Annotated in this window: 27 protein-coding genes; 23 read left to right on the top strand and 4 right to left on the bottom strand. The window is 56.1% G+C overall.

The window, feature by feature from the left end; all coding sequences use genetic code 11:
• The first annotated feature begins 73 nt into the window (after nt 1-73).
• From D5269_RS00510 to tadA, 6 genes are all read left to right on the top strand, one after another.
• The gene (locus D5269_RS00510; RefSeq protein ID WP_016316492.1) at nt 74-805 is read left to right on the top strand and encodes a LytTR family DNA-binding domain-containing protein; all 732 of its coding nucleotides are present in this window, start codon (nt 74-76) and stop codon (nt 803-805) included.
• Nucleotides 806-819: 14 nt separating this feature from the next.
• Nucleotides 820-1581: a class I SAM-dependent methyltransferase gene (locus D5269_RS00505; RefSeq protein WP_166545112.1), complete on the top strand. Its 762-nt coding sequence runs from the start codon at nt 820-822 to the stop codon at nt 1579-1581.
• A complete protein-coding gene (locus D5269_RS00500) occupies nt 1578-2915 on the top strand; it encodes a sensor histidine kinase (protein ID WP_120481568.1) in 1338 nt (445 codons plus the stop codon). The genes D5269_RS00505 and D5269_RS00500 overlap by 4 nt, the downstream gene beginning before the upstream one ends.
• Nucleotides 2916-2996: 81 nt before the next feature.
• Entirely contained in the window at nt 2997-3818 is an 822-nt protein-coding gene (locus tag D5269_RS00495; protein WP_016316495.1) for a QueG-associated DUF1730 domain-containing protein, read from the top strand.
• Between the two features lie 149 nt (nt 3819-3967).
• A complete protein-coding gene (locus tag D5269_RS00490; protein ID WP_016316496.1) occupies nt 3968-4963 on the top strand; it encodes a type II CAAX endopeptidase family protein in 996 nt (331 codons plus the stop codon).
• 14 nt (nt 4964-4977) lie between these two features.
• Nucleotides 4978-5448, top strand: coding sequence for a tRNA adenosine(34) deaminase TadA (gene tadA, locus D5269_RS00485; RefSeq protein WP_016316497.1), 471 nt, complete (start codon nt 4978-4980; stop codon nt 5446-5448).
• 263 nt (nt 5449-5711) lie between these two features.
• Here the strand turns inward: tadA and D5269_RS00480 are convergent, their stop codons facing one another.
• The gene (locus D5269_RS00480) at nt 5712-5939 is read right to left on the bottom strand and encodes a hypothetical protein (protein ID WP_120481567.1); all 228 of its coding nucleotides are present in this window, start codon (nt 5937-5939) and stop codon (nt 5712-5714) included.
• A 483-nt stretch (nt 5940-6422) separates the two neighbouring features.
• Between D5269_RS00480 and D5269_RS00475 the strand changes: the two genes are divergently transcribed.
• From D5269_RS00475 to ybaK, 6 genes are all read left to right on the top strand, one after another.
• Nucleotides 6423-7640, top strand: coding sequence for an ABC transporter substrate-binding protein (locus tag D5269_RS00475; protein WP_016316499.1), 1218 nt, complete (start codon nt 6423-6425; stop codon nt 7638-7640).
• 550 nt (nt 7641-8190) lie between these two features.
• Nucleotides 8191-9087, top strand: a complete 897-nt coding sequence (locus D5269_RS00470) for a branched-chain amino acid ABC transporter permease (RefSeq protein ID WP_016316500.1) — start codon at nt 8191-8193, stop codon at nt 9085-9087.
• Nucleotides 9088-10143 (top strand): branched-chain amino acid ABC transporter permease, encoded by a 1056-nt coding sequence (locus D5269_RS00465; protein ID WP_347707277.1) that lies wholly within the window; start codon nt 9088-9090, stop codon nt 10141-10143.
• Nucleotides 10140-10904 (top strand): ABC transporter ATP-binding protein, encoded by a 765-nt coding sequence (locus D5269_RS00460; protein WP_120481565.1) that lies wholly within the window; start codon nt 10140-10142, stop codon nt 10902-10904. Before D5269_RS00465 ends, D5269_RS00460 begins: the two co-directional genes overlap by 4 nt.
• Nucleotides 10905-10915: 11 nt before the next feature.
• Complete coding sequence (locus D5269_RS00455) at nt 10916-11620, top strand: ABC transporter ATP-binding protein (protein WP_016316503.1); 705 nt, start codon at nt 10916-10918, stop codon at nt 11618-11620.
• Nucleotides 11621-11700: 80 nt separating this feature from the next.
• Complete coding sequence (ybaK, locus tag D5269_RS00450) at nt 11701-12183, top strand: Cys-tRNA(Pro) deacylase (RefSeq protein WP_120481564.1); 483 nt, start codon at nt 11701-11703, stop codon at nt 12181-12183.
• A gap of 373 nt (nt 12184-12556) precedes the next feature.
• Here ybaK and D5269_RS00445 read toward each other — a convergent pair whose 3' ends face one another.
• From D5269_RS00445 to D5269_RS00435, 3 genes are all read right to left on the bottom strand, one after another.
• Nucleotides 12557-14179 carry a DUF1653 domain-containing protein gene (locus tag D5269_RS00445; RefSeq protein ID WP_120481563.1) on the bottom strand — a complete coding sequence of 541 codons (1623 nt, stop codon included), beginning with the start codon at nt 14177-14179 and terminating at the stop codon, nt 12557-12559.
• 345 nt (nt 14180-14524) lie between these two features.
• On the bottom strand, nt 14525-15064 hold the full coding sequence (rbr, locus tag D5269_RS00440) for a rubrerythrin (RefSeq protein WP_016316506.1): 540 nt from the start codon (nt 15062-15064) through the stop codon (nt 14525-14527).
• Between the two features lie 5 nt (nt 15065-15069).
• Nucleotides 15070-15489 (bottom strand): transcriptional repressor, encoded by a 420-nt coding sequence (locus D5269_RS00435; protein ID WP_016316507.1) that lies wholly within the window; start codon nt 15487-15489, stop codon nt 15070-15072.
• Nucleotides 15490-15746: 257 nt separating this feature from the next.
• Between D5269_RS00435 and D5269_RS00430 the strand changes: the two genes are divergently transcribed.
• From D5269_RS00430 to D5269_RS00380, 11 genes are all read left to right on the top strand, one after another.
• The gene (locus D5269_RS00430; RefSeq protein WP_016316508.1) at nt 15747-16163 is read left to right on the top strand and encodes a secondary thiamine-phosphate synthase enzyme YjbQ; all 417 of its coding nucleotides are present in this window, start codon (nt 15747-15749) and stop codon (nt 16161-16163) included.
• Between the two features lie 14 nt (nt 16164-16177).
• On the top strand, nt 16178-16903 hold the full coding sequence (locus tag D5269_RS00425; RefSeq protein ID WP_120481562.1) for a nitroreductase family protein: 726 nt from the start codon (nt 16178-16180) through the stop codon (nt 16901-16903).
• Between the two features lie 70 nt (nt 16904-16973).
• Nucleotides 16974-17444 carry a thioredoxin-dependent thiol peroxidase gene (gene bcp / locus D5269_RS00420; protein WP_120481561.1) on the top strand — a complete coding sequence of 157 codons (471 nt, stop codon included), beginning with the start codon at nt 16974-16976 and terminating at the stop codon, nt 17442-17444.
• Entirely contained in the window at nt 17441-17641 is a 201-nt protein-coding gene (locus D5269_RS00415) for a YwbE family protein (RefSeq protein ID WP_016316511.1), read from the top strand. Before bcp ends, D5269_RS00415 begins: the two co-directional genes overlap by 4 nt.
• Nucleotides 17642-17679: 38 nt before the next feature.
• Nucleotides 17680-18126, top strand: coding sequence for a hypothetical protein (locus D5269_RS00410; RefSeq protein ID WP_147407884.1), 447 nt, complete (start codon nt 17680-17682; stop codon nt 18124-18126).
• Nucleotide 18127: 1 nt separating this feature from the next.
• Nucleotides 18128-18952, top strand: a complete 825-nt coding sequence (locus tag D5269_RS00405) for an MYG1 family protein (RefSeq protein WP_120481559.1) — start codon at nt 18128-18130, stop codon at nt 18950-18952.
• Between the two features lie 57 nt (nt 18953-19009).
• Complete coding sequence (locus D5269_RS00400) at nt 19010-19231, top strand: hypothetical protein (RefSeq protein WP_120481558.1); 222 nt, start codon at nt 19010-19012, stop codon at nt 19229-19231.
• A gap of 209 nt (nt 19232-19440) precedes the next feature.
• On the top strand, nt 19441-20133 hold the full coding sequence (locus D5269_RS00395; protein ID WP_120481557.1) for a response regulator transcription factor: 693 nt from the start codon (nt 19441-19443) through the stop codon (nt 20131-20133).
• Between the two features lie 85 nt (nt 20134-20218).
• On the top strand, nt 20219-21682 hold the full coding sequence (locus D5269_RS00390; protein ID WP_166545111.1) for an ATP-binding protein: 1464 nt from the start codon (nt 20219-20221) through the stop codon (nt 21680-21682).
• Between the two features lie 71 nt (nt 21683-21753).
• Nucleotides 21754-22167, top strand: a complete 414-nt coding sequence (locus tag D5269_RS00385; RefSeq protein WP_022788480.1) for a DUF3788 domain-containing protein — start codon at nt 21754-21756, stop codon at nt 22165-22167.
• Nucleotides 22168-22261: 94 nt separating this feature from the next.
• The gene (locus D5269_RS00380; protein WP_016316518.1) at nt 22262-22636 is read left to right on the top strand and encodes a hypothetical protein; all 375 of its coding nucleotides are present in this window, start codon (nt 22262-22264) and stop codon (nt 22634-22636) included.
• The last annotated feature ends 85 nt before the right edge of the window (nt 22637-22721 follow it).

The raw sequence follows: 22721 nt of genomic DNA, 5'->3' as shown, positions 1-22721 counted from the left end.
TTTTATCAAAAGGTGATTGTGTTTCCGCCCTGTTTTGTGATAGGATGGTGACAGAAAAAAGGGGGGAATCCGGTTGTTGCAGATCCTGTTTTGTGATGACGACCCGCAGATCCTCGCACAGTATGCCGGTCGGGTCGAACGGCTTGCCCAAAAGCATCGGATTGAGATACGCACCGCCTGTTTTCCGAGCGCGGAATCGCTGCTGTTTGCGTTGGAGGATTCCCCCGGGGATGCGGATATCCTCTATCTGGATGTCCAGATGGAGCGGATGTCCGGCATCGACGCGGCCAGGCGTCTGCGGGAGGCCGGCTGCCGGGCGCAGATCATCTTCCTGACCCAGATGCGGGAGGCTGTCTTTGAGAGCTTCGATGCAGCGCCGCTGCAATATCTGGTGAAAGGCGGGTTCACCTGCGAAAAATTTGAACAGACCTTTCTCAAGGCGGTCAGGCTGGCCCGGCGGAATACGGGCGAACTGTTCCGCTGCGAGCGGGGCGCGGAATGCCGGGCGATCCCGCTGCGGGAGATCGTCTATTTCGAGGTCAGCAAACGGATTGTCACCGTCCATTACGACAGCGGGGCGTTTGCCTTCTATTCGAGTATGGACGAGCTGGAAACCCGCCTGCTGGACAAAGGGTTTGTCCGTACCCACCGGGCCTTTCTGGTCAGTCTGGCGCGGATCCGGCGGATGGGGCAGGAAACGCTGCTGCTCACCAGTGGGGAAGAGGTCCCGCTCGGTCGGACCCATGCAAAAAAAGTCAGGGAGGTGCTTTCCCGGTTCCTTTCGGACGGCGGACTGACCGTCTGAAAGCGGGGAATCCGATGGAATACGAATCCATTTACGACAATCCGGTCTTTTTTGAAGGCTACCGCCAGATACGCGCACAGAAAAACAACTACAACGACCTGCTGGAACAGCCGGTGATGCGTGCCCTGCTGCCCGATCTCAGCGGGAAAACGGTGCTTGACCTGGGCTGCGGCTATGGGCGCAGCTGTGCGGATGCGGTTGCCCGCGGCGCCTGCCGGGTGGTGGGGATCGACCTTTCAGAGCGGATGCTCGAGGTTGCGCGCCGCGAAAATGCGGACCCGAAGATCGTCTACCGGAGGATGGACATCAGCCGGGCCGGAGGGCTGGGGGAGCGGTTTGACCTTGTCTACAGTTCGCTCGCGTTCCACTACATTCCGGATTTTGCGGCCCTCGTGCGGGTGCTGGCGGGGCTTGTCCGGCCGGGCGGGACGCTGCTCTTCTCGCAGGAACACCCGGTTGTCACCGCGCCGCGGAGCGACCGGCCCAGCTGGGTTCGGGATGCGGGCGGGAACCCCGAAGCGTTCCTGCTCTCCGATTACAACCGCCCCGGGCGGCGGGAGTCCCACTGGATTATCGACGGGGTGGTGGTCTGGCACCGCACGATGGGGGAGATTGTGACCGCCCTTGCACAGGGGGGGTTCCGGATCGACATCCTGCGGGAGACCTCGCCCGGCGAAGCCGCCCTTGCGGCAGACCCGTCGCTCTGCCGGGAATTGCACAAGCCGAATTTTCTCATCATACGGGCAGAACGGATGCCGGATAGGGGGATGGCATGAACCGGACCTTCCTTGCAGGGGCATTCGCGGTTTTGGGAATCTTTGCGTTCCATCTTCAGGCATTCCGGTATACCCGGCGGCTGTTCGCCTGCGGGCGCCGCGCAAAACGCTGGACGCTCCCGCTCTGCTGTGTGAATACCGGGATATTTGCGGTGCTCGCCTGGTCACCGCTGCACATCTTTACCGTTTATCTGCTGATGACCGCGCTCTATCTGGCGGAGAATGCCCTTCTCTTTCATGCCAGGCCGCTGCACGCCCTTTTTGTCGGGGTGCTGTTTCCGTTTGTCCTGCTGGGGGTGCGCGGGGTCATGATCCCATTCTTTGCACTTACAGCCGGAACCAACCTGTACGGCGTGGTTGCCAGCCCCTGTTGGTACAGCGTTTCGCTTGCCGTTTCCCTGTTCCTCTGCTGCCCTTTGCTCTGGCTCCAGCGGCGGATGTTCCCGGATGAGCACCTGCGCCTGCTGCTGGCCTGTAAGGAACAGGCCGGCCTCGCCAGCACCAGTCTGTGCCTTCTGTTTGCCTATCTCGTGCTGGAAAGCTATGTCTACTACTACGACTTCCCGCACATCTGGACGCTCGCGTTCCATCTGCTCACCAGTGTGGTGGCTGTGGCCTGCTTTTATACGGTGCTCTGGTATGCAATCGACATCAGCACCTACATCGAATATGAACTGAAAACCCGTCAGGTTGAAAAACAGCTCCAGCGGCAGGTCAGCCATTACCAGCAGTTCACCCGTTATGTTCAGGAGCTGCGGGCGTTCAAACACGACTATCAGCGGATGGCCGACGCAGTCCGCTGGATGGTCGAGACAGGGGAACGGGAGACCGCGCTCGAGCTGCTTGGGCAGATGAACCACGAGATGGAAAACTCCCTGCACTATACCCGTTACGCCAACCATGTGGTCGTTGATGCGATCTTGCAGGAATGCGCCGGACGGTGCGCGGACAACAGAATTGCGTTCTCCGCCACCGTCAACCTGCCCGGGCGGATCGGATTGAGCGACCTGGAACTCTGCCGGATTTTTGGCAACCTGGTGGACAATGCGTTTGAGGCCTGCTCTGAAGTTCCGGAAAGCAGCGAACGGTTCCTGTCGCTCACGAGCAGCAGCAACGGCGGATGGGTCACGGTCGAGCTGCGCAACCCGTTTGCCGGGGAGATCGAGCTGGATGGGGAAGGGAACCCGGTCAGCCGCAAGGACGACCGGTTCCAGCATGGGATTGGCCTGGTATCGGTGCGGCAGATTGTCGAACGCGGCGGCGGGTTCCTACAGATCGAGATTGACCCGCAGTCCCATATCTTTGCAGCGCGGCTCCACTTTTGTGTTTCCTGAAGTGGGGATCTGCAAAGCGGGGTTGTAAGGGCGGCAGGGAAAAACGCCCTTGCCAGCATTTTGATCGGAAGGGGGAGGACGGTGGAACGTCTGCGCGCATGTATGCAACCGTTTGGGATCGACCAATGGGGGGCCTGCCGGTTTTCCGAGCTGCCCCCGCTTCTGGAGGTGCGTTCCAGAGAACGCATCCCCCAAAACGCCCAATCGGTGCTGGTTTTCCTGTTCGGATACTATACCGAAGCCTTTCCCGACCGCAACATCGCACGATACGCGGTGCCGGACGATTATCACAGCATCCTGCGTCCGCTGCTTGCGGAGGTCGCGGCGTCCTGTGCGGAGCGGTTTCCGGGGGAAGCGTTTGTCCCGTTTATCGACAGCTCCCCGATTGACGAGGTCGCGGCGGCTGCCCTCGCAGGGCTGGGGGAGGTTGGTCTGAACGGCCTGCTGCTGAATCCGGTCTACGGCAGCTACTGCTTTATTGGAGAGATCGTGACCACCCTGCCGCTGGAAATCCCACCGCCGCAGCCGCAGCAGCTCTGTACCCGGTGCGGAGCGTGCCGCGCGGCCTGCCCTTCCGGGGCGCTCGCACAGGGCCGTTTTACCCGGGAACGGTGCCGCTCGGAGCTCACCCAGAAAAAAGGGGAGCTGACCCTCTGGGAGCAGGAGCAGATTCGGGAAGGAGGGCTTGTCTGGGGCTGTGACCGGTGTACCGAAGCCTGTCCGGTCAATCGGAGTGCTGCCAAAAGCAGGGTGGAGGGATTTTATCGCAATCCTGCCCCGGTGGTGGACGCCCAAAACGCCGCTCTTCTCTGCAAAACCAAATCATACGGCTGGCGCGGCAAAAATATCCTGCTGCGCAATCTGCATATCCTTTCCGGGGAGACAAAAGATGTGGTATCATAGCTATAAAACAGCTATGATACCAGGGCTATGGCAAGGGCAATGCGTGTGCAGAGTCCGCGCCGGCCCCGATGACCAATGACACCAAATCCCTTTGATGCGTGGTATCATCGCTGTCATATCAAAACTTATGGCCAGAAGGAGAAATTCCCATGTACAGCCCCACCGAGAATCCGCTGTCCGCATACCGGCGTTTTCGTGCCCAGACAGCTTTTATTGAGCATCTCCGGATACAAAGCGGTCTGCTTGCGCTCGCGGTCATCATCAATATCCTGATCCTTTACCTCCTCCAGACGGCGGGGGTCTGGCTGCTGCGGGGATGGTTCCGGCGGTTCCCTCCGGTCCTCCTCTCTTCTGACGCAGTCAACGAGCTTTTTACGATCTTTCTTTATCTGGCGGCTTTTCTTCTGCCTTATCTTGTCTATGCCCACATGGTGCGCTTTCCCTATCGGGAAATTCCCCATGATCCGCCTTATCCGCCGGTACTGTTTGCCTGTACCGGGGTTGCTTTGGGGGTATCGCTGGCCGGCTCGGTCCTGACCGCTATGGTAGCGAGCGTTTTCGCGCTGTTCGGCCTGTTTTCCCCTCCGATTCCGATGCATCTGCCCGCCGATTCTTTTGCTGCGTTTCTGTTTGTCATCAACACGGTGATTCTGCCCGCGTTTCTGGAGGAATTTGTAAATCGAGGCATCATACTCGGGTCCCTTCGCAGGTTTGGGGATCGGTTGGCAGTTGTGGTTTCTGCCGCGCTCTTTGCCCTGCTCCACCGCAATATGACCCAGATTCCGCACGCGTTCCTGATGGGCCTGGCGCTGGGCTTCTTTGTCGTGAAAACCCATTCGCTCTGGACCGGGATATTCATCCATCTTATGAATAACTTGATTGTCCTGCTGCTGGCTGTTGGAAGCCTTCAGATGAATGGCTGGAGGCTGGCCCTTCTGGAGCTTTGCCGCATGTTCTTTTACGGAGGGGCTGCTGTCATGGGGCTGGTCTACCTTCTGATTGTGCGAAAAGTGGACCTGTCACTGCGCCGTTTGAACAGCCCGGTAGGCGAGGGGAAACTGTGGTCCGGGCTGCTTCTGAACGTCCCAATGGTGATGCTGATGCTTCTGTTTGCCTGGGTGATCTGGCTGAGTTTTTACCACTGAATCTGGGAGGTGTGATGGTGGAAGATCAGGTTTATATGGAACGCGCACTCGAACTGGCACAAATGGCTGCCGCGATCTGGGAGGTGCCTGTGGGGGCGGTCGTAGTCTGTGACGGTCAGATCGTCGGAGAGGGGTATAATCGCCGTGAATCCGGCAAAAATGCCCTTGCCCATGCCGAGCTGGAGGCGATCGACATGGCCTGCCGCAGGCTTGGAGGCTGGCGCCTACATCGGTGCGACCTCTATGTGACGCTGGAGCCGTGTCCGATGTGTGCGGGCGCGATTGTCAATGCCCGCATCCGGCGGGTGGTCTACGGCGCGTCCGACCCCAAAGCGGGTTGCTTTGGTTCGGTCAGCGATTTCAATGCCCTGCCGTTCAACCATAAACCAGAGATCGTTTCCGGCGTGCTTCAAAACGAGTGCGCGGGCCTCCTGTCCGCTTTTTTCAAAGAACTGCGGAACCGTCTCAAAAATCCCGGTCAATAGCATTGATGTTATGCGCCGCCCGTCCAGTAATTTATCGGCGGGGCCCTCCCGCTTACAGTGCTACAAAAGGGAGTGCGGTCGTAGCGGGGAATCCTGCGTGTGCTGTCACACCATGAAAAAAGAGACTGTGCTTGTGGAACACAATCTCTTTCCTATATTTTGAGTATGGATGCACAGCTGTCCAAACGGTTGGAGTGATTGTGGATACAGATGAAAAGTCCTCTATTGCAGAAGGGGCCCCATTTTGCACCATATATCCTGTTTTACTCCCGATTTTGCAGGATTGAGAGGACTTCCTCCGGGCTTTTGCCCGATTCCTTCACAAAGGCGGCGAGCTTTTCCAGATCGGCCTGCTCTTTGGCGGCACGTTTCTCTTTCAGTTCTTTTTTCAGTCGGGAAATCGCTTCCTTATGTTCTTCGATCTTGTTTTCGATCTCCTGAATCTGCTCCTCGTAAGACATCCTGATTTCTTTTTTACTTCTGCGCGGCATATTCGGCTCACCCTTTCGCTGATTTGCTTTTTAAGAGTATTGTACCCAAAACAGACTAATTTGTAAAGCGAAAAAGCACGAATTTTGAAGAGCAGCGTGAATTGCTTTGCAATCCATCGAAAATACGAGAAATCCGTATGTCGGCCAGACGGAAAAAGCAGCATGGATGTCCGCCGCATTACAAGGCGGATACACACGGCCCGCTTTTGGATGAGAGAAATGTGCAAAACAGGGCAGCCTGTTCAGATGGCCAAGAGGTTCCAAAATCCGGTTTTTCTGCTGCATGGAGCGGTTCAAATGAGGGATTCATACGATAATTTTATGAATATTTATAAAACTGGCGGGGATTGTTTGCAGATGATTGGCGAAAAAAGCAATGGATTTTATGGCGGATTTGCAATATACTTTTTGATAAGGTTACCACTTTAAAGTAGTAGCAGGACTCTAGTGTAAAACAGATCCAAACATAGGGAGGAAAAGAACATGAAAAGAGTATTTGCATCTATGCTGGCGGCGGCAATGGTCGCTGGTGCCTTTGCAGGATGCGGTTCCAGCGGGAGCAGTTCGGCGCCTGCTGCATCTTCCGCGCCTGATGCAGGCAGCTCTGCACCGGCCGCATCGAGCGAGGCTCCTGCCGCGGCACCTTCTGGAGACAGCATCAAAATTGGCGTACTTGCCCCGCTGACCGGCGAGGTTTCCGACTACGGAATCGCGACATCCAACGGCATCAAAATGGCGTTCGAGGAGATCAACGCGAACGGCGGCATTCTGGGCCAGCAGGTCGAGCTGGTTCTCATGGACGAGAAAGGCGACCCGACCGAGGCGGTCAACGCATACAACAGCATGGTCAGCCAGGGGGTTGTCGCTGTGATCGGTGACGTCACCTCCAAGCCCTGTCAGGCGGTTGCGGATGTGGCGGTAGAGGATAACATGCCGATGCTGACTGCGACCGGTACCGCGGCGGGCATCACCCTGACCGGTGACAACGTATTCCGCACCTGCTACACCGACCCGTTCCAGGGCACCATCATGGCGACCTTCGCAGCAGACAACCTCGGCGCGAAGAAGGTAGCGATCCTGAGCAACAACAGCGAGGAATACTCGAGCGGCCTGACACAGGCATTTAAAGCGCAGGCGGCTGTCAAAGGGATCGAGATTGTAAGCGAGGAGGCGTATGCGGGCGCAGACATCGACTTCAATGTGCAGATCAACAACCTGATCGCGCAGAGTCCCGAAGCGATTTTCGTGCCCGACTATTACGGCAAGGTAGCGCTGATCCTCGATCAGGTGCGCGCAGCCGGCTATGAAGGCCCGGTGCTGGGCGGCGACGGCTGGGACGGTGTCCTGAACATCATTTCGGCGGATAAGATGTCGGTTACCGAGAACACCTATTTTGCAAACCACTATGCGGACGAGGACGAGAAAGCGGCGAAGTTCCTCTCGGACTACAAAGCGAAGTTCAATCTGGATGGCCGCTCGTTCTCGGCGCTGGGCTATGACTCGGCTTATATCATCGCACAGGCGATCGAGAATGCCGGTTCGACCGACAGCCAGGCGATTATCAACGCGATGGCAGCAGCTGATTATGATGGGATCACCGGACATATCACCTTTGATGAGAACGGCGACCCGATCAAGACGGTTTCGGTTCTGAAGTGCTCCAACGGCGCTGCGGTGCTCGAGGCGAAGGTCGAGGCGTAATGGCCCCGCAACAACAGAAGTGATAGGATGTTTGCAAAGGGGTAGGGCCGGACGGCTCTGCCCTTTTGCGGGTATCCGGCATTGAGACAGTGGAAGTTTGGCTCCAGACCAGCTTTCCGGGCGCAGGGCGCCCTCCCCGGGGCTAGGGACAGCGGAAGTCTGGCTCCAGACCAGCCTTCCGGGCGCAGGGCGCCCTCCTCGGGGCTAGGGACAGCGGAAGTCTGGTTCCAGACCAGCCTTCCGGGCGCAGGGCGCCCTCCTCGGGGCTTCTCGGGCTTTTCAGCCCGAAGCGCGCAAAGCGCGACGCCCCTGCGGGCTGTCTTGCGGGATAGGGGTCGGCGACCCCTCCCCGCAGGCCCCACCCCAACAGGCTGGGTGGGTCAGTTCCATCCGGTTTGCCCGGCCTGCGGGAAGATTTTTAAAACCTGCTTTTTAGAACCAAAAGTTTCGTCCACCTTTTCAAAGGTGGCGGGGTCGAGGGGCAGAGCCCCCGTGAGAGAGCCGCAGATCAGAGACACAGCCTGTTTGAGGGGCTGGGAAAGGCGAGGGATTGGTAGACGTGACACTTTTTATCAAACAGCTTATCAACGGCTTTCAGGTGGGCAGCGTTTATGCGCTGGTCGCACTGGGCTACACAATGGTATACGGTATCGTAAAGCTAATTAACTTTGCACACGGAGATTTCATCATGGTAGGCGGATATATGGCGGTATTTTCGATCCCGCTGCTCACCAGTGCGGGGCTTCCGGCTTGGCTTTGCATACTGCTTTCGGTCGTGGTCTGCGCGCTGATCGGCTTTTTGACCGAAAAGATCGCCTATAAGCCGCTACGTGGCGCGCCCAGCCTTTCGGTTCTGATTACGGCGATCGCGATGAGCCTCTTCCTCGAGAACCTTGCGCTCATCCTCTTTTCCTCCGCGCCCCGTTCGGTCAGCAATATCTTTCATGTGCCGCCGATCGTTTTCGGTTCGGTCCAGCTCACCGGCGTTTCGGTGGTGACCATCCTGCTTTCGGTTGCGATCATGGCGGGATTGCAGCTCTTTATCAAAAAGACCCGGATGGGCAAGGCGATGCGGGCGGTTTCGGAGGATGGGAAAGCGGCGATCCTCATGGGCATCAACACCAACCGGACTATCTCGCTCACCTTTGCGATCGGGTCCGGGCTGGCGGGTGTCGCGGCGGTCATGTATTGTTCCGCTTACCCGCAGGTCCAGCCGTATATGGGCTCGATGCTCGGCCTGAAAGCGTTTGTTGCGGCGGTGCTTGGCGGCATCGGCAATATCCCGGGCGCGATGCTTGGCGGCGTGCTGATCGGCCTTGTCGAGAGCATGACCAAAGGCTATATCTCCACCCAGCTCGCGGATGCGGTGGTATTCGGAATCCTGATTGTTGTCCTGCTGGTCCGCCCGGCGGGGATCTTCGGCAAAAATATCGGCGAGAAAGTGTAGGTGGTTGGATTGAAAAGCAGAAAAGAGACCATGCGCTCCTATGTCATCAATCTGATAGCGGTTGTACTGCTCTTTGTCCTGATGAATGTCGGGACACGCACCGGCCTGCTCGGGCGGTATCAGACCGGCGTTTTGATGGTCATTTTTATCAATATTATTCTGGCAATCTCCCTCAACCTGACAACCGGTTTCCTGGGTCAGATTGCACTTGGACATGCGGGATTTATGTCGATCGGTGCATATACAGCGGCCCTGTTTGTGAAATATATTCAGGAGACAGTGGGGATCACGCTCGCGCAGAAGGGGAACGTTTCCCCCGCGGGTACTGGATTTTTCCTGTTGTCGCTTCTGCTGGCTGGTTTGGTGGCGGCTCTGTTCGGGCTGCTGGTCGGGATCCCGGCGCTGCGCCTAAAGGGGGATTATCTCGCCATCATTACGCTCGGCTTTGGTGAGATTATCCGCACAATGATCGAGTTCTTTTCGTTTACCGGCGGTGCGCAGGGGCTTAACCGTATCCCCAAGACCGCGACCCTGAATGTCGTTTACATCATTATGGTTGTCTGCGTGATGGTCATGTTTGCCTTCGTCCGTTCGCGGCATGGGCGCGCGATCATGGCGATCCGTGAGGACGACATCGCCTCCGAGGCTTCGGGCATCCCGAATACCTATTACAAGGTTCTGGCGTTCACCTTTGCAGCGTTCTTTGCAGGAATCGCAGGCGGCATCTACGGGCAGTACCTCGGTATCCTCGGCGCGACCGACTTCGATTTCATGAAGTCGATCGACATCCTGGTGTTTGTCGTGCTGGGCGGCATGGGGTCGCTCACCGGGTCGATTGTCTCGGCGGTCGGGCTGACCATCCTGCCTGAAGTCCTGCGCTCGCTCGCCGACTATCGGATGCTGATCTATTCGGTGGTGCTGGTGCTGGTTATGATCTTCAAGCCGTCCGGCCTGCTTGGTACCTATGAGTTCTCGTTGACCCGGCTGATCGACCGGCTGACCGGCAGGCAGAAAAAACAGCCGTCCGCGGCAGGGAAAGGGGGCGCGTCCGAATGAGTGTACCAGTGCTGAAAGCGGAGAACCTCGGCATTACCTTCGGCGGACTCAAGGCGGTTGAGGGGTTTCATGTCGAGATCGAGCAGAAAGAGCTGATCGGCCTGATCGGGCCGAACGGTGCGGGAAAAACCACCGTCTTTAACCTGCTCACCGGCGTCTATCAGCCGACCGAGGGCGCAGTCTATCTGAACGGGACCGCGCTGATCGGGAAAAAGCCGCATCAGATGGTTGCGGCAGGGATCGCGCGGACGTTCCAGAATATCCGGCTGTTCAAAAAGATGAGCGTGCTGGAGAATGTCAAGGTCGCGTTTAACCACAACATGAAGTACAGCGGGTTACAGGCGATTCTGCGCGCCCCTTCCTACTGGAAGGAGGAGCAGGAGATCGACCGTAAGGCACGTGACCTGCTCAGCGTGTTCCATATGGAGGAGCTTGCCGACCACGTAGCGGAAAATCTGCCGTATGGCCAGCAGCGCAAGCTGGAGATCGCACGCGCGCTCGCGACCAACCCGAAAGTCCTGCTGCTCGATGAGCCAGCCGCGGGCATGAACCCGACCGAGACCGCTGAACTGATGCAGGCCATCTCGCTGATCCGGGAACGGTTTGGAATTGCGATCCTGCTGATCGAGCACGACATGAGCCTGGTGATGAATGTCTGTGAGCGGATCGTTGTAATCGACTATGGGCAGATCATCGCCCACGGCACGCCGAAGGAGATCGCCAACAATCCGCGTGTGATCGGCGCATATCTTGGAGAATAGGAGGGAAACCGATGCTGAAAGTTACTGATCTGCATGTGTCCTATGGGGCAATCCACGCGATCCACGGGATCAGTCTGGAGGTCAACGAGGGGGAGATCGTCTCACTGATCGGCGCGAACGGCGCGGGTAAAACCACCACGCTGCATACCATCTCCGGTCTGAAAAAAGCGACTTCGGGAGAGGTTTCTCTAGAGGGGCATAACCTGCTTGCCACCGATCCGGCGAAGATCATCACGCTGGGGATGGCGCATGTCCCAGAGGGGCGGCGGATTTTTTCACAAATGACGGTGCAGGAAAATCTGGAGATGGGAGCGTTTATCGTGGGCGACAAGGCGCAGATTGCGGAGGATGTGGAGAACGTCTACCGCCATTTTCCCCGTCTCAAGGAGCGGTATAAACAGGCGGGCGGCACCCTCTCAGGCGGTGAACAGCAGATGCTGGCGATCGGGCGCGCGATGATGTCCCGGCCCCGTATCCTGTTGATGGATGAGCCTTCGATGGGCCTTTCACCGCTGCTGGTGAAGGAGATTTTCAAAATCATCGAGGAGCTGAACCAGAGCGGTATGACCATCCTGCTGGTAGAGCAGAACGCGAAGATGGCGCTGGGAATTGCAAACCGCGCCTATGTGCTCGAGACAGGGAAAGTCGTCATGAGCGGGGATGCAAAGGAGATGCTTGCGGATGACAAGGTGCGCAAGGCATATCTGGGCATGTAGCCCCGTATGATCGGGGAAAAATGGGAATCGGGGCGCTCCGGTTCCCATTTTTGATGGTCAGAAAGGGGAAGGGATGTCGGATGGCAGAACAGAAAACAAACGCGATGCGGATGCTGGATCGGGCAAAGGTGCCCTATCAGACGCACACCTATGACCATGCAGACGGGAAGATCGACGGAGTGAGCGTTGCGGAAAAGCTGGGGCAGCGGGTGGAACAGGTCTACAAAACGTTGGTGACGCGGGGGAACGGGGGATTTTATGTGTTTGTCATCCCGGTCGCCAAAGAGCTGGACCTCAAAAAAGCCGCAAAGGCAGTGGGGGAAAAGGCGGTTGAGATGATCCATGTAAACGAGATCAACAAGATAACCGGTTACATCCGCGGCGGCTGTTCGCCGGTCGGGATGAAAAAACAGTTTCCCACAGTTTTTGATGCTGCGGTGGAAACGCTGCCGTCGGTCATCGTCAGTGGCGGGCGGATTGGTTGCCAGATAGAAGCGGCTCCATCCGACCTGCTGCCGCTGGTCGGGGCAAAGATCGCACCGCTCGTCCGGGAACCAGCCTGAATACGCAAAGCCGCCCGTTTTTCCCAATTCGAAAAACGGGCGGCAGCTTTTTTAGGGCGTGTACTCATAATCAGGGGATGCCCGTTCAGACGGCATCGAATGGCTGTGAGTACGGGTTTTAAGGGCCTGTTCTGTATTTCTTTTTTGCAAGGGGGCTTTTTCACTTGCAAAAAGCCCCCTCTTGCCGCTTCGCGGCAATTCACCCGAAAAACGCGCTTCACAGGCTAAAGCATTCCGCGCTCTGCGGAGCGCGTCGGGGGCTCTGCCCCTCGACCCCGCAATTTTTTGAAAAAAATTGAGTAAAACTTTAGATGCGAAACAGGTTCTAAGCTCCTGACTAGGGCAGGAGCTGGCCCAATTTTTCGTTCCGGAGTCAGCCGATCCAGGTGAAGCGGGGGATGGGTTTCCCGTCCCGCTCGACATCGCCGAGGAACATCTCAAGCGGACGCACCCAAAGCTCCTGCTCCCCATAGAGCGCTCGGTATACAACCAGCTCTTCGAGCGTCTCGCTGTGCCGCGCGCAGCCGATCACCTCGTATTCGTTCCCCTTGAAATGGCGGTAGCGCCCGATTTTTAACGTGCGGGGTTCAGGTCTGGCCGGTTCCGGCTGGGAAACCGCGGCAGGGAGGTCTGCCTGCTGGACATACTGCTCATAGACATGCGGCTCCACAAAAATCCGCGCTCCATATGCGGGCAGTTCGAGCTTGAAATTACCATCGTTGGTTTCAAACCGGGTACCGGTGAACAGATCGACTAGCGCAGAGGTCCTTCCGCGGAATTCGATATACTCCGGATGCTCGGAAAGGTTGAGCGCAACATAAACCTGTTGTTCAGGGGTGGCACGCAAAAACGCAAGCTGCTCGTTCTTCACGGTGAGCTGGTCGTACCCGCCATATTGGAGGGCAGGCAGCGCGTGACGGATTTTTCCAAGCGTTTTCAGGTGGTTGAGCAGCGCGAGGTTGGGGCTGGGAATGCTGCCCAGGTCGAGGCAGGGCCGCAGAGGCGCGTCTGAATGGTTTTGCCGGACCCCCTGAACGCCCCATTCGCTGCCATAGTAGAGCGATGGGACGCCGGGCATGGTGTAAAGCAGGGTATAGACATTGCAGAGATGGGAATGGTTGCTCAGGGTGGAAGCAAGCCGGTTGACGTCGTGGTTGTCCACAAAGTTGTAAAGGCAGAGCGAACGGTAGATACCGCCGTTCCCGCCCGACTGCCGGTTGAGCGAATAGGCAATCTCAAAGTAGTTTTTGTCGTTGTGGGAGGAGTAAAGCCCTTTGCGGCATTCGTAGTTGGTGACCGAATCGAGCGCACCGGGGTTCGCCCAACGGTTGTAATCCCCATGGATGATCTCGCCCATCAGCCAGAAATCGGGGTTTCTGCCCTTGCAGTAGTTCCGGAGCTGGTGGAAAAAGTCCATGTCAACACAGTCAGCCGCGTCAAGGCGCAGACCGTCGATCCCGAATTCGTCGATCCACATGCCCACCGCGCCAAGCAGATGGCTCACAACGTCCGGATTGCGCAGGTTGAGCTTGACCAGATTGTAATGCCCCTGCCAGCCTTCGTACCAGAATGGATCCCCCAGCGGGCTGCCGCCGCCAAAATTGAGGTTGTGGAACCAGCCGCAGTAGGGGGAGGCGGACCCGTTTTTCTGCACATCCTGAAAAGCCCAGAATTCGCGCCCAACGTGGTTGAATACACCGTCGAGCACCACCCGGATGCCGTTTTCATGCAGCTCGCGGCAGAGACGTTTGAAATCCTCATTCGAGCCGAGGCGGCGGTCGATGTTATAGTAATCGCGGGTATCATAGCCGTGTTCGCTCGATTCAAACACCGGCCCGATATAGAGCGCATTGACCCCAAGTTCCCGCAGATGGGGAATCCAGCCGGAGAGTTTCCCGATCCGGTTAACAGGGGCGTCTTGGCCGTTCTGCTGCGGCGCCCCACAGAATCCGAGCGGATAGATATGATAGAAGATTGATTCGTTTACCCAGTTCATAGATTACACCTGTCCTTTTGTAATTTTTTCCGGCACCGCCTATCATCGAAGGACTTCAGAAGAATCCGGACATCCTTTTGAAACCTGCGGCCCTCTGGCCACAGGAAGCCCACCAAAGGCGGCCCTGCTCCGTATTACAGCAGGCAATGCCTGTGCCTGGTGCCCACTGCTTGAAAACAGAATGTTTCAAGTGAGCTGCCTATACTATACGCCTATTTACTAAAAATAGCAATAAAAAAGGAGGAAGCCGCCTATGATTTGAGGCAGGCAGCTTCCTCAATGAAAAATAAAAAGAGTGGGAAGACAAGCTGGTGGGGTTGCGTAAAAGAGAAGGATAGGCAACCCTTAATAGTTTTTGGCCTGAATCTGGAAGTATGCCTGCGGATGATCGCAGACCGGGCAGATCTCAGGCGCTTTTTCGCCGACATGGATATGACCACAGTTGCTGCACTGCCAGATCATAACGCCGGTGCGTGCAAAAACCTGTTCGGTTTCAATATTTTTGAGCAGGGCGCGGTAACGCTCCTCGTGCTCCTTTTCAATCTTTCCAACCGCCTCGAAGAGGTACGCGATCCGGTCGAACCCTTCCTCTTTGGCTTCCTTCGCAAATTTTGCGTACATATCGGTCCACTCGAAGTTTTCGCCGGAAGCGGCATCCGCAAGGTTGACAGTGGTGGACGGTACACCGTCGTGCAGCAGCTTAAACCAGATCTTCGCATGTTCCCGCTCGTTGCCGGCGGTCTCCAGGAAAAAGTTCGCAATCTGTACAAACCCTTCCTTCTTTGCCTTGGAGGCATAATAGGTGTATTTGTTGGTCGCCTGGGATTCACCCGCAAAGGCGGCCATCAGGTTGGCTTCGGTTTTGGTGCCCTTTAAATTGTCCATGTCAATCAACCTCTTTCTGCGATATTTCTACCGCCTTGTTCCGGCAGATGTTTCCCAGCACATGCAGGACAGAACCCCTCAAACAGAATCTGGTAGCCGGTGATCGAGAATCCCGCAAGATTTTTCAGCTGTTCTTCCAGCCCTGCAAATTCGGCAATCGGCAGATCAAAAAGGTTGCCGCAGCCACAGCACCGCATATGGTGGTGCGAATCGGTCCGGCCATCAAACCGGTCCGAAGCAGCCGGCATCGGAATTCTGCGCAGTATGCCCTGCTCGGCAAGCAGGTTCAAATTGCGGTAGACGGTGCCAAGGCTGATATTCGGTTCCTGTTCGCGGACCATCGCATAGACGGTATCAGCAGTTGGATGGACAGGATTCTCCATCACCGTTTCGAGGATCAGTTCCCGCTGTCTGGAATATTTCATAGCCGGATACTTCCTTTACCGATAATAAGAATAATTTCTAAAATTATTTTATACCAGAATGGGAGGAATGTCAAGCCCTTTTCCCATTTTACTTTACATCCGAAAACAGTTGTGCTATCATAATTTGCAAAACAGATATAATACGGTATACTGGCTTTTTCCGTTCTGCGGGGCGGGCAGAAAGGCCGGGCCAGCGGCATCCGTTGAAAAACCGAACAATCCGGAGAGGACAAAAAGACAGGAGGCGACCTTCGCAGATGAAATCCTATCGAAAAGAGCTGCATTTTCGTTTGCCGGCCCGCCGTGGGCTGGTGAATATCACCCGGCAGGTGCAGGAAGCGATTACAGAGAGCGGTATTCAGGAGGGGCTGGTGCTGGTCAATGCGATGAACATTACCGCGAGCGTTTTTATCAACGATGACGAAAGCGGCCTGCATCAGGATTACGAGGTATGGCTCGAGAAGCTCGCGCCCGAAAAGCCGTACGACCAGTACCGGCACAACGGCTTCGAAGACAATGCGGACGCGCACCTCAAACGTACGGTGATGGGCCGGGAAACGGTGGTCGCGGTGACCGAAGGAAAGCTGGATTTCGGCAGATGGGAACAGATTTTCTACTTTGAGTTTGACGGGAAACGGGATAAACGGGTTCTCATCAAGATCATCGGTGAGTAGGAGGTGGAAGCACAATGACCGATCTGGAAGCGATCGAGCGGCGCGTTTCCCGCCGCGCCTATCTGACCGAACCACTGGACCCGGAACAGGTGCAGGCGCTCGAACTGCTGGCCCGCCAATGCAGCCGGGATGCGGAACTGAACATCCGGCTTGTGCAGGACGATCCCGCAGCGTTCAGAAGCCTGCGGCGCAGCTATGGGATGTTCTCCGGCGTGCGGCATTATTTTGCAATGGCAGGCAGTTCCGCCGACCTCTGCCTGAACGAGAAGGTCGGCTACTATGGGGAAAAGCTGGTGCTGGAGGCGACCAAGCTTGGCTTGGGAACCTGCTGGGTCGGCGGGACGTTCGACCGCAAGCGGTGCGCGGTCCAGCCCGCAGCAGGTGAAGAGCTGGTCTGCCTGATCGTGGCCGGAAAACCGGCGACCGGGGAGGCAGCCGGAAAGGAACGGCTGGTTTACAGGCTCGCGCACCGCTCGACCAAACCGGTGGAGCAGATGTATGAAGCGGCGAGCCAGCCGCCCGAATGGTTCCTGGAGGGGATGTGGGCGGTGCAGAAGGCGCCGTCCGCGCTCAATCGGCAGCCGGTGCGCTTCACATGGGCGAATGGGGAAGCGACTGCGCAGGTCCCGGATTATGCGACCCATCAGAGCATCGACCTCGGGATCGCGAAGCTGCATTTTGAGCTTGCCGCCGAGCGGGGGCAATGGGGTGTTGGAAACGGCGCGGCCTTTCGCAGATAGGTGCATGGAACCCTCTGGCAGTGGGCATTTTATAGTCAATCGGAAAGAGAACCGAAAAGGAGAGAGGCAGATGTTACAGGCGGGGACAAAAGCACCCGGGTTCATCCTGAACGACAAGGAGGGGAACCCGGTCAGCCTTGCGGATTTCGCAGGCAAAAAGGTGGTCCTGTATTTTTATCCGCGCGACAATACCCCCGGCTGCACCCGGCAGGCATGTGCCTTCCGGGATGCTTGGCCGGAATATGAAGGGCGCGGGGTGGCGGTTATCGGGGTCAGCAAGGACAGCGAGCGCTCCCATCGGAATTTTGCGGAAAAACAGGGGCTTCCGTTCCTGCTGCTCGCAGACCCTGCGCTCGAGGCAATCCAGGCATATGATGTCTGGAAGGAAAAGAAGCTGTATGGAAAGGTCAGCATGGGGGTGGCCCGCACCACCTATGTGATTGATGAAAATGGTATGATCGAGAAGGTCTTTGAGAAGGCCAAGCCGGACACCAATGCTGCGGATGTACTGGCGTGGCTGGATGGGGAGTCCCAGCCATGACCGGCAAGCTGCGGAGCAACATCCGGCCCGGTGCACTGGTGGACATCGTGCTGAAAAAGGACCAGCCCACCGGGAAGCTGACCCGCGGGCATGTCAAGCGTATTCTGACCAACAGTCCCAGCCACCCCCACGGGATCAAGGTGATGCTTGAGGAGGGGGACCAGGTTGGACGGGTACAGGAGGTTCTGGAGGCGTGAACGGGCTTTGCCGTTCGAGAGAAAAAGGGAGGGTATTTGTGGAAAACAGCATTGTTGAGATTTACAGTAAGGCGACCTATCTGCCATTCTTGAAATATTGTCAGGAGCGGCGCTATCAAACGATGGAGGACCTGGCGCGCTGCCCGTTCCATCTGCTCGGCAAGGAACCGGGTTTTACACCGCTTCTGGCCAGCCGGGTCAAGGCGGTTTACGATTCCTACTGCAAAACACAGGGAATTGCACAGCCGGTCCGGCAGGCCGTGGAGCCCGTCGGCAAGGCCTTTGCAGAGCCGGAACTGGTCAAATGGCTCTATGCCTATTTCCAGAAACACCAGGAGAAGCTGGTCACCGTCTCCGAGCTGGTCAAAGAACTGAGCGGGCGCGCCGGACGTCCGGCAGTTTTGAAGGTCCTGCAAAATGTGTCGTGGTGCAGCGCGGTCGATAAAAACACCTTTTTCTATTCCGGAAAACAGGAGGAAGCCTGAAATGCTGGCATTGACCCACAGTGGAAAATTTCATGCGGACGATGTTTTCGCATCCGCGCTCCTGCGCATCTGCTATCCCGGCATTGAAATCCGCAGGACGTTCGAGATTCCGGAGGGGTTCGACGGGCTGATATTCGACATCGGCGGAGGCAGGTTTGACCACCATCAGACAGGCGCTCCGGTGCGCCCGAACGGCGTCCCCTACGCCGCTTTCGGCCTGCTCTGGCGGGAGTATGGGCCGGGGCTGGTCGGGGAAGAGGAGGCTGCCCGGATTGATGCTCACTTTGTCCAGCCGCTCGACCTGGATGACAATACCGGATGTGGGCATCCGCTGGCTGGGATGGTTGCTTCGTTTAATCCGAGCTGGGATTCGGAGGCGCCCTCCGACGAGTGTTTTGCACAGGTGGTCGGGATCGCGCAGTTGATCCTGGAAAAACGGTTTGAGCTGGTGTGGAGCATCCAGCGCGCCAGAAAGATGGTGGAAGGCGCGCTCTCGCAGATGCAGGACGGGATCGTCCTGCTCGAACGGTTTGCCCCGTGGAAGGCGGTGCTCTGCCCATCTGAAGCGCAGTTTGTAGTCTATCCGTCCCAAAGGGGCGGTTTCAGCGCACAAGGGGTGCCGTCCGAGCCGGAGGGGAATGCGCTCAAATGCCCGTTCCCGGCGGCCTGGGCGGGCCGTTCGGCCAGCGAGCTGAGGGAGTTGTCCGGTATCCCGGGGCTGCGGTTCTGCCACAACAACCGGTTCCTGATTACCGCTGAAACACAGGAGGACGCGGTCGCGGCCTGTAAACAGGCGATGCACAGTCCCCACCCCTCCTGCCCATGAAGAAAAAGGCCGCTGCAAGAGATGCTGACATGGCATCGCAAAAGGAGATGTTTCCTGATGAAGGGATTTGTGGAGACGTTTTTGGCGTGTCTCTTGTTTAATCTGGTCTTTGGCTGCTTCATTTTGCCGGTTCTTATGGGCAGTTTCTGGCTGCTCCTGCTTTTTGGTTCAGCGGTTCTGGCGCTGCTGGTCTCCGCTTTGATGCATCTGCTCACCAGCATCGACAGCCTGGAGAAACGGGTCGAACAGCTCGAATCCCATAGAGAACCGGAGGATTAGGGCCTGTCGCCAAAATTCGCAGGAAGGACAACTTTCGTTCAAAGAATATTCACCAAAGCCGGTTGTTTTGCTGTATAATTGTGGTATAACAGCTGCAAAGCAAGCCACTATACCATATCACTTCGCGAGGGTGGTATCATATACACAAGGGCTGGACCTGGCCTGCATCCCTGTGCCTGATCCGATTTTAAAACGGGAGGAACAACATCATGTCAATCGGAAAAATCCTGATTTGTGACGACGACCGCAACATCTGTGAATTGCTCCGGCTTTATCTCGAAAAGGAGGGGTACACCCTCTCAATCGCGAATGATGGGGAAGAAGCGCTCGCAAAGTTCAATGCGGATACCCCGGACTTGATCCTGCTCGACATCATGATGCCAAAACTGGATGGATGGCAGGTCTGCCGCGAGATCCGCAAAAAGTCCAACTGCCCGATCATCATGATTACCGCGAAGGGCGAGACGTTTGACAAGGTGCTTGGGCTGGAGCTGGGATCGGACGATTATGTGGTCAAGCCGTTCGACCCCAAGGAGATCGTCGCGCGGATCAAGGCGATCATGCGGCGCACCGGCAAGAGCGCGTCCGACTCGGACATCAAGGAGGTCAGCTATGACAAGCTGGTTGTCAACATGACCAGATACGAGCTGAAAGTGGATGGCAGGGTGGTGGATACCCCGCCCAAGGAGCTGGAGCTTCTTTACCATCTTGCGAGCAACCCAAACCGGGTCTATACCCGCGACCAGCTGCTTGATGAGGTGTGGGGGTTCGAGTACTATGGGGATAGCCGCACCGTTGACGTGCATGTCAAGCGGCTCCGTGAGAAGCTCGAAGGGGTTTCGGATCAGTGGACGCTCAAAACGGTCTGGGGCGTTGGCTATAAATTTGAAGTGAAAGAATAAGAATCGAGAAGGCTGCCTGTTCCGGCGGCCTTTTTTAAAAGACGGTGGTTTTATGCGGAAGACGTTGTTTAGCAAACACTTCATAATGGTTTCAGCCATTATCCTGTTGAGCCTGGTTGTTCTGGGGGCGGTGCTGCTGACCTTTGCCTCTCAGTATTTTAAGCAGGACCGTTACAAGCTGCTGGGGCATAATGCAGAGCTGGCGGCGACCCTCACCTATTCCAGCCTGAAAAACAATGAGTATCAGGCGGTCAATGCGCGGATTGTCCTGCCGTCCTACGCGGTACTTGCCAATTCGATCGACGCGGACATCTATCTGGCTGATACCAACGGCAAGATCCTGCTGTTTGCAGGCGGCTCCTCCTCCGAACGGGAGGAAAAGGAGATCCCGCAGGAGGTCTTGAATGCTGCGTTTGACAAGGGCGAGTATGAAGAGCTTGGCAAGATGAACGGAATCTACAAGGATGGGCATTATACAGTCGGCACGCCGATCTATACCGAGGATGGAAAACGTGCGGCCGTAGTTTTTGTCTCCGCTTCGGCGGGCGCATTGAGCGTATTCCTCTCCGAGATTCTCCGGATGTTTATTGTCAGCTCCCTGGCGGTGCTGATTCTGGCATTTGCAGGGGTCTATTTCACCACTGCCGATCTGGTGCGCCCGCTGCGCAAGATGGTCGCTGCAACCCAGAGCTTTTCCAAGGGGGACTTTACCATGAGGGTCCCGGTCGAGAGCTATGACGAGATCGGCCAGCTTGCGATTTCGTTCAACAACATGGCTTCCTCCCTCGCGACCACCGAGGTTGCCCGGCGGTCGTTCACCGCGAATGTATCCCACGAGCTGCGCACCCCCATGACTACGATCGCCGGGTTTGTAGACGGCATCCTCGACGGCACTATCCCCCCTGAAAGGAGGGATGATTATCTGCGGATCGTCTCGGACGAGATCAAACGGCTTTCCCGCCTGGTGCGCTCGATGCTCAACATCGCCCGGATTGAGGCAGGGGAACTGGAGATGAAGCCCGACCTGTTCGATGTGAACGATACCGTTATCAAGACGGTGTTCACCTTTGAGCAGCCGCTTGAGGCAAAACAGATCGAGGTGCGCGGGCTGGACCGCGGAAAGGTGATGGTCGAGGCCGACCCCGACCTGATCCATCAGGTCGTCTATAACCTGATCGAAAATGCGTTTAAATTTGTCAACGAAGGTGGATATATTGAAGTAAATTATACAGAGAGTGATGCAGGCACCGCAGTCGGGATCAAGAATTCGGGCGATGGCATCGCGAAGGACGAGATTCCCCACATCTTTGACCGGTTCTATAAGACCGACAAATCCCGCAGCCGGGACAAGGGCGGCGCGGGGCTGGGGCTGCATATCGTGCGCTCGATCATCAACCTGCATGGCGGAGATATCATCGTGCGCAGTGTAGAGGGGGAATACAGCGAGTTTGTCTTTACTATCCCGAACCCACAGTCCAAGGCGCGGGCAAAAAAGGAGAAGGACAAGGAAAAAGAACGGGAAAAAGAGAAGGAACCGCCGGTTTCCTGAGAACCTGCCCGCATCCAAGCGCATGGTAAAATCAGAATCACAAATTGAAATTTGGACAGGAGGCTATTATGATGCTTGATCTTATACCTGGTGCGGAAGAGATGGTAATTTTAGTGGGGGGATCGCTGTACGATATTTGGAATCAATTAAATGCTGCTATTGATGAAAGATATGACATGGAGTGTTCGTGGGATCAAGGCGGGAAAGCGTGGAAATATGAATATAAATACCGTCGGGGAGGAAAAACGCTGTGCGCATTATATGCGAAGGAAAACTGCGTAGGATTTATGGTGATCTTAGGGAAAGACGAAAGGTTAAAATTTGAGGCAGACAGGGAAAATTATTCCAAAGAAGTGCAGAGGATTTACGATGAAACGCAAACGTATCATGACGGGAAATGGCTGATGTTTGAGCCAACGGATACCGCTTTGTTTGATGATTTCATCAGACTGTTGAGAATCAAAAGAAAACCAAACAGAAAGTAGTTTCGCACCACACCATACAAGGGAGGGCGCGGGGCTGGAGCCGCATATCGTGCGCTCGATCGCCAACCTGCTCGGAATTGGGGGAGGGCAAACAATGAAACGAGAATTAGGAATCGCAAGATGTGGACTTGCTTGTTGCCTGTGTTCAGAAAATATAAAATGCAATGGCTGTTATTCGGATAACTGTCCGGACTACACCCAATGTGAAAATAGAAAATGCTCCATCGAAAAGGGATTCTTAGGCTGTTATGCCTGTGAAATGGATTGCAAAAGAGGATTACTGAACAAAATCAAGCCATATGGTTTTACATTGTTTATAAAAAGATATGGTATAGAGAAACTTCTTGACTGCCTTGAGGAAAATGAAAAAAGAGGAATCCGATATCATCGTAAAGGAATCATTGGTGATTATGATAATTTTGATGATGTGGAAAAGCTAATTGAATTTATTAAGACAGGAAAACGATAAATTCCGGCTTATCGGGGAGCTGTCTGCAAGGCTGTTCCCCTTTTTCATATTTTGGCAGCAGACAGACTGGTTTGTTAACCGGTAT

The sequence above is a fragment of the Anaerotruncus sp. 1XD42-93 genome (assembly GCF_009917605.1).
Taxonomy (GTDB): Bacteria; Bacillota; Clostridia; order Oscillospirales; family Ruminococcaceae; genus Anaerotruncus.
This window is presented reverse-complemented; position numbering and strand designations above follow the sequence as displayed.

What these genes read in the sequence shown, in the direction of transcription:
- D5269_RS00505 (WP_166545112.1), top strand. Translation starts at nt 820, where the DNA reads ATGGAATACGAATCCATTTACGACAATCCGGTCTTTTTTGAAGGCTAC.
- D5269_RS00500 (WP_120481568.1), top strand. Translation starts at nt 1,578, where the DNA reads ATGAACCGGACCTTCCTTGCAGGGGCATTCGCGGTTTTGGGAATCTTT.
- D5269_RS00490 (WP_016316496.1), top strand. Translation starts at nt 3,968, where the DNA reads ATGTACAGCCCCACCGAGAATCCGCTGTCCGCATACCGGCGTTTTCGT.
- tadA (WP_016316497.1), top strand. Translation starts at nt 4,978, where the DNA reads ATGGTGGAAGATCAGGTTTATATGGAACGCGCACTCGAACTGGCACAA.
- D5269_RS00480 (WP_120481567.1), bottom strand. Translation starts at nt 5,939, where the DNA reads ATGCCGCGCAGAAGTAAAAAAGAAATCAGGATGTCTTACGAGGAGCAG.
- D5269_RS00475 (WP_016316499.1), top strand. Translation starts at nt 6,423, where the DNA reads ATGAAAAGAGTATTTGCATCTATGCTGGCGGCGGCAATGGTCGCTGGT.
- D5269_RS00460 (WP_120481565.1), top strand. Translation starts at nt 10,140, where the DNA reads ATGAGTGTACCAGTGCTGAAAGCGGAGAACCTCGGCATTACCTTCGGC.
- D5269_RS00455 (WP_016316503.1), top strand. Translation starts at nt 10,916, where the DNA reads ATGCTGAAAGTTACTGATCTGCATGTGTCCTATGGGGCAATCCACGCG.
- ybaK (WP_120481564.1), top strand. Translation starts at nt 11,701, where the DNA reads ATGGCAGAACAGAAAACAAACGCGATGCGGATGCTGGATCGGGCAAAG.
- D5269_RS00445 (WP_120481563.1), bottom strand. Translation starts at nt 14,179, where the DNA reads ATGAACTGGGTAAACGAATCAATCTTCTATCATATCTATCCGCTCGGA.
- rbr (WP_016316506.1), bottom strand. Translation starts at nt 15,064, where the DNA reads ATGGACAATTTAAAGGGCACCAAAACCGAAGCCAACCTGATGGCCGCC.
- D5269_RS00435 (WP_016316507.1), bottom strand. Translation starts at nt 15,489, where the DNA reads ATGAAATATTCCAGACAGCGGGAACTGATCCTCGAAACGGTGATGGAG.
- D5269_RS00430 (WP_016316508.1), top strand. Translation starts at nt 15,747, where the DNA reads ATGAAATCCTATCGAAAAGAGCTGCATTTTCGTTTGCCGGCCCGCCGT.
- D5269_RS00425 (WP_120481562.1), top strand. Translation starts at nt 16,178, where the DNA reads ATGACCGATCTGGAAGCGATCGAGCGGCGCGTTTCCCGCCGCGCCTAT.
- bcp (WP_120481561.1), top strand. Translation starts at nt 16,974, where the DNA reads ATGTTACAGGCGGGGACAAAAGCACCCGGGTTCATCCTGAACGACAAG.
- D5269_RS00415 (WP_016316511.1), top strand. Translation starts at nt 17,441, where the DNA reads ATGACCGGCAAGCTGCGGAGCAACATCCGGCCCGGTGCACTGGTGGAC.
- D5269_RS00405 (WP_120481559.1), top strand. Translation starts at nt 18,128, where the DNA reads ATGCTGGCATTGACCCACAGTGGAAAATTTCATGCGGACGATGTTTTC.
- D5269_RS00400 (WP_120481558.1), top strand. Translation starts at nt 19,010, where the DNA reads ATGAAGGGATTTGTGGAGACGTTTTTGGCGTGTCTCTTGTTTAATCTG.
- D5269_RS00395 (WP_120481557.1), top strand. Translation starts at nt 19,441, where the DNA reads ATGTCAATCGGAAAAATCCTGATTTGTGACGACGACCGCAACATCTGT.
- D5269_RS00390 (WP_166545111.1), top strand. Translation starts at nt 20,219, where the DNA reads ATGGTTTCAGCCATTATCCTGTTGAGCCTGGTTGTTCTGGGGGCGGTG.
- D5269_RS00385 (WP_022788480.1), top strand. Translation starts at nt 21,754, where the DNA reads ATGCTTGATCTTATACCTGGTGCGGAAGAGATGGTAATTTTAGTGGGG.
- D5269_RS00380 (WP_016316518.1), top strand. Translation starts at nt 22,262, where the DNA reads ATGAAACGAGAATTAGGAATCGCAAGATGTGGACTTGCTTGTTGCCTG.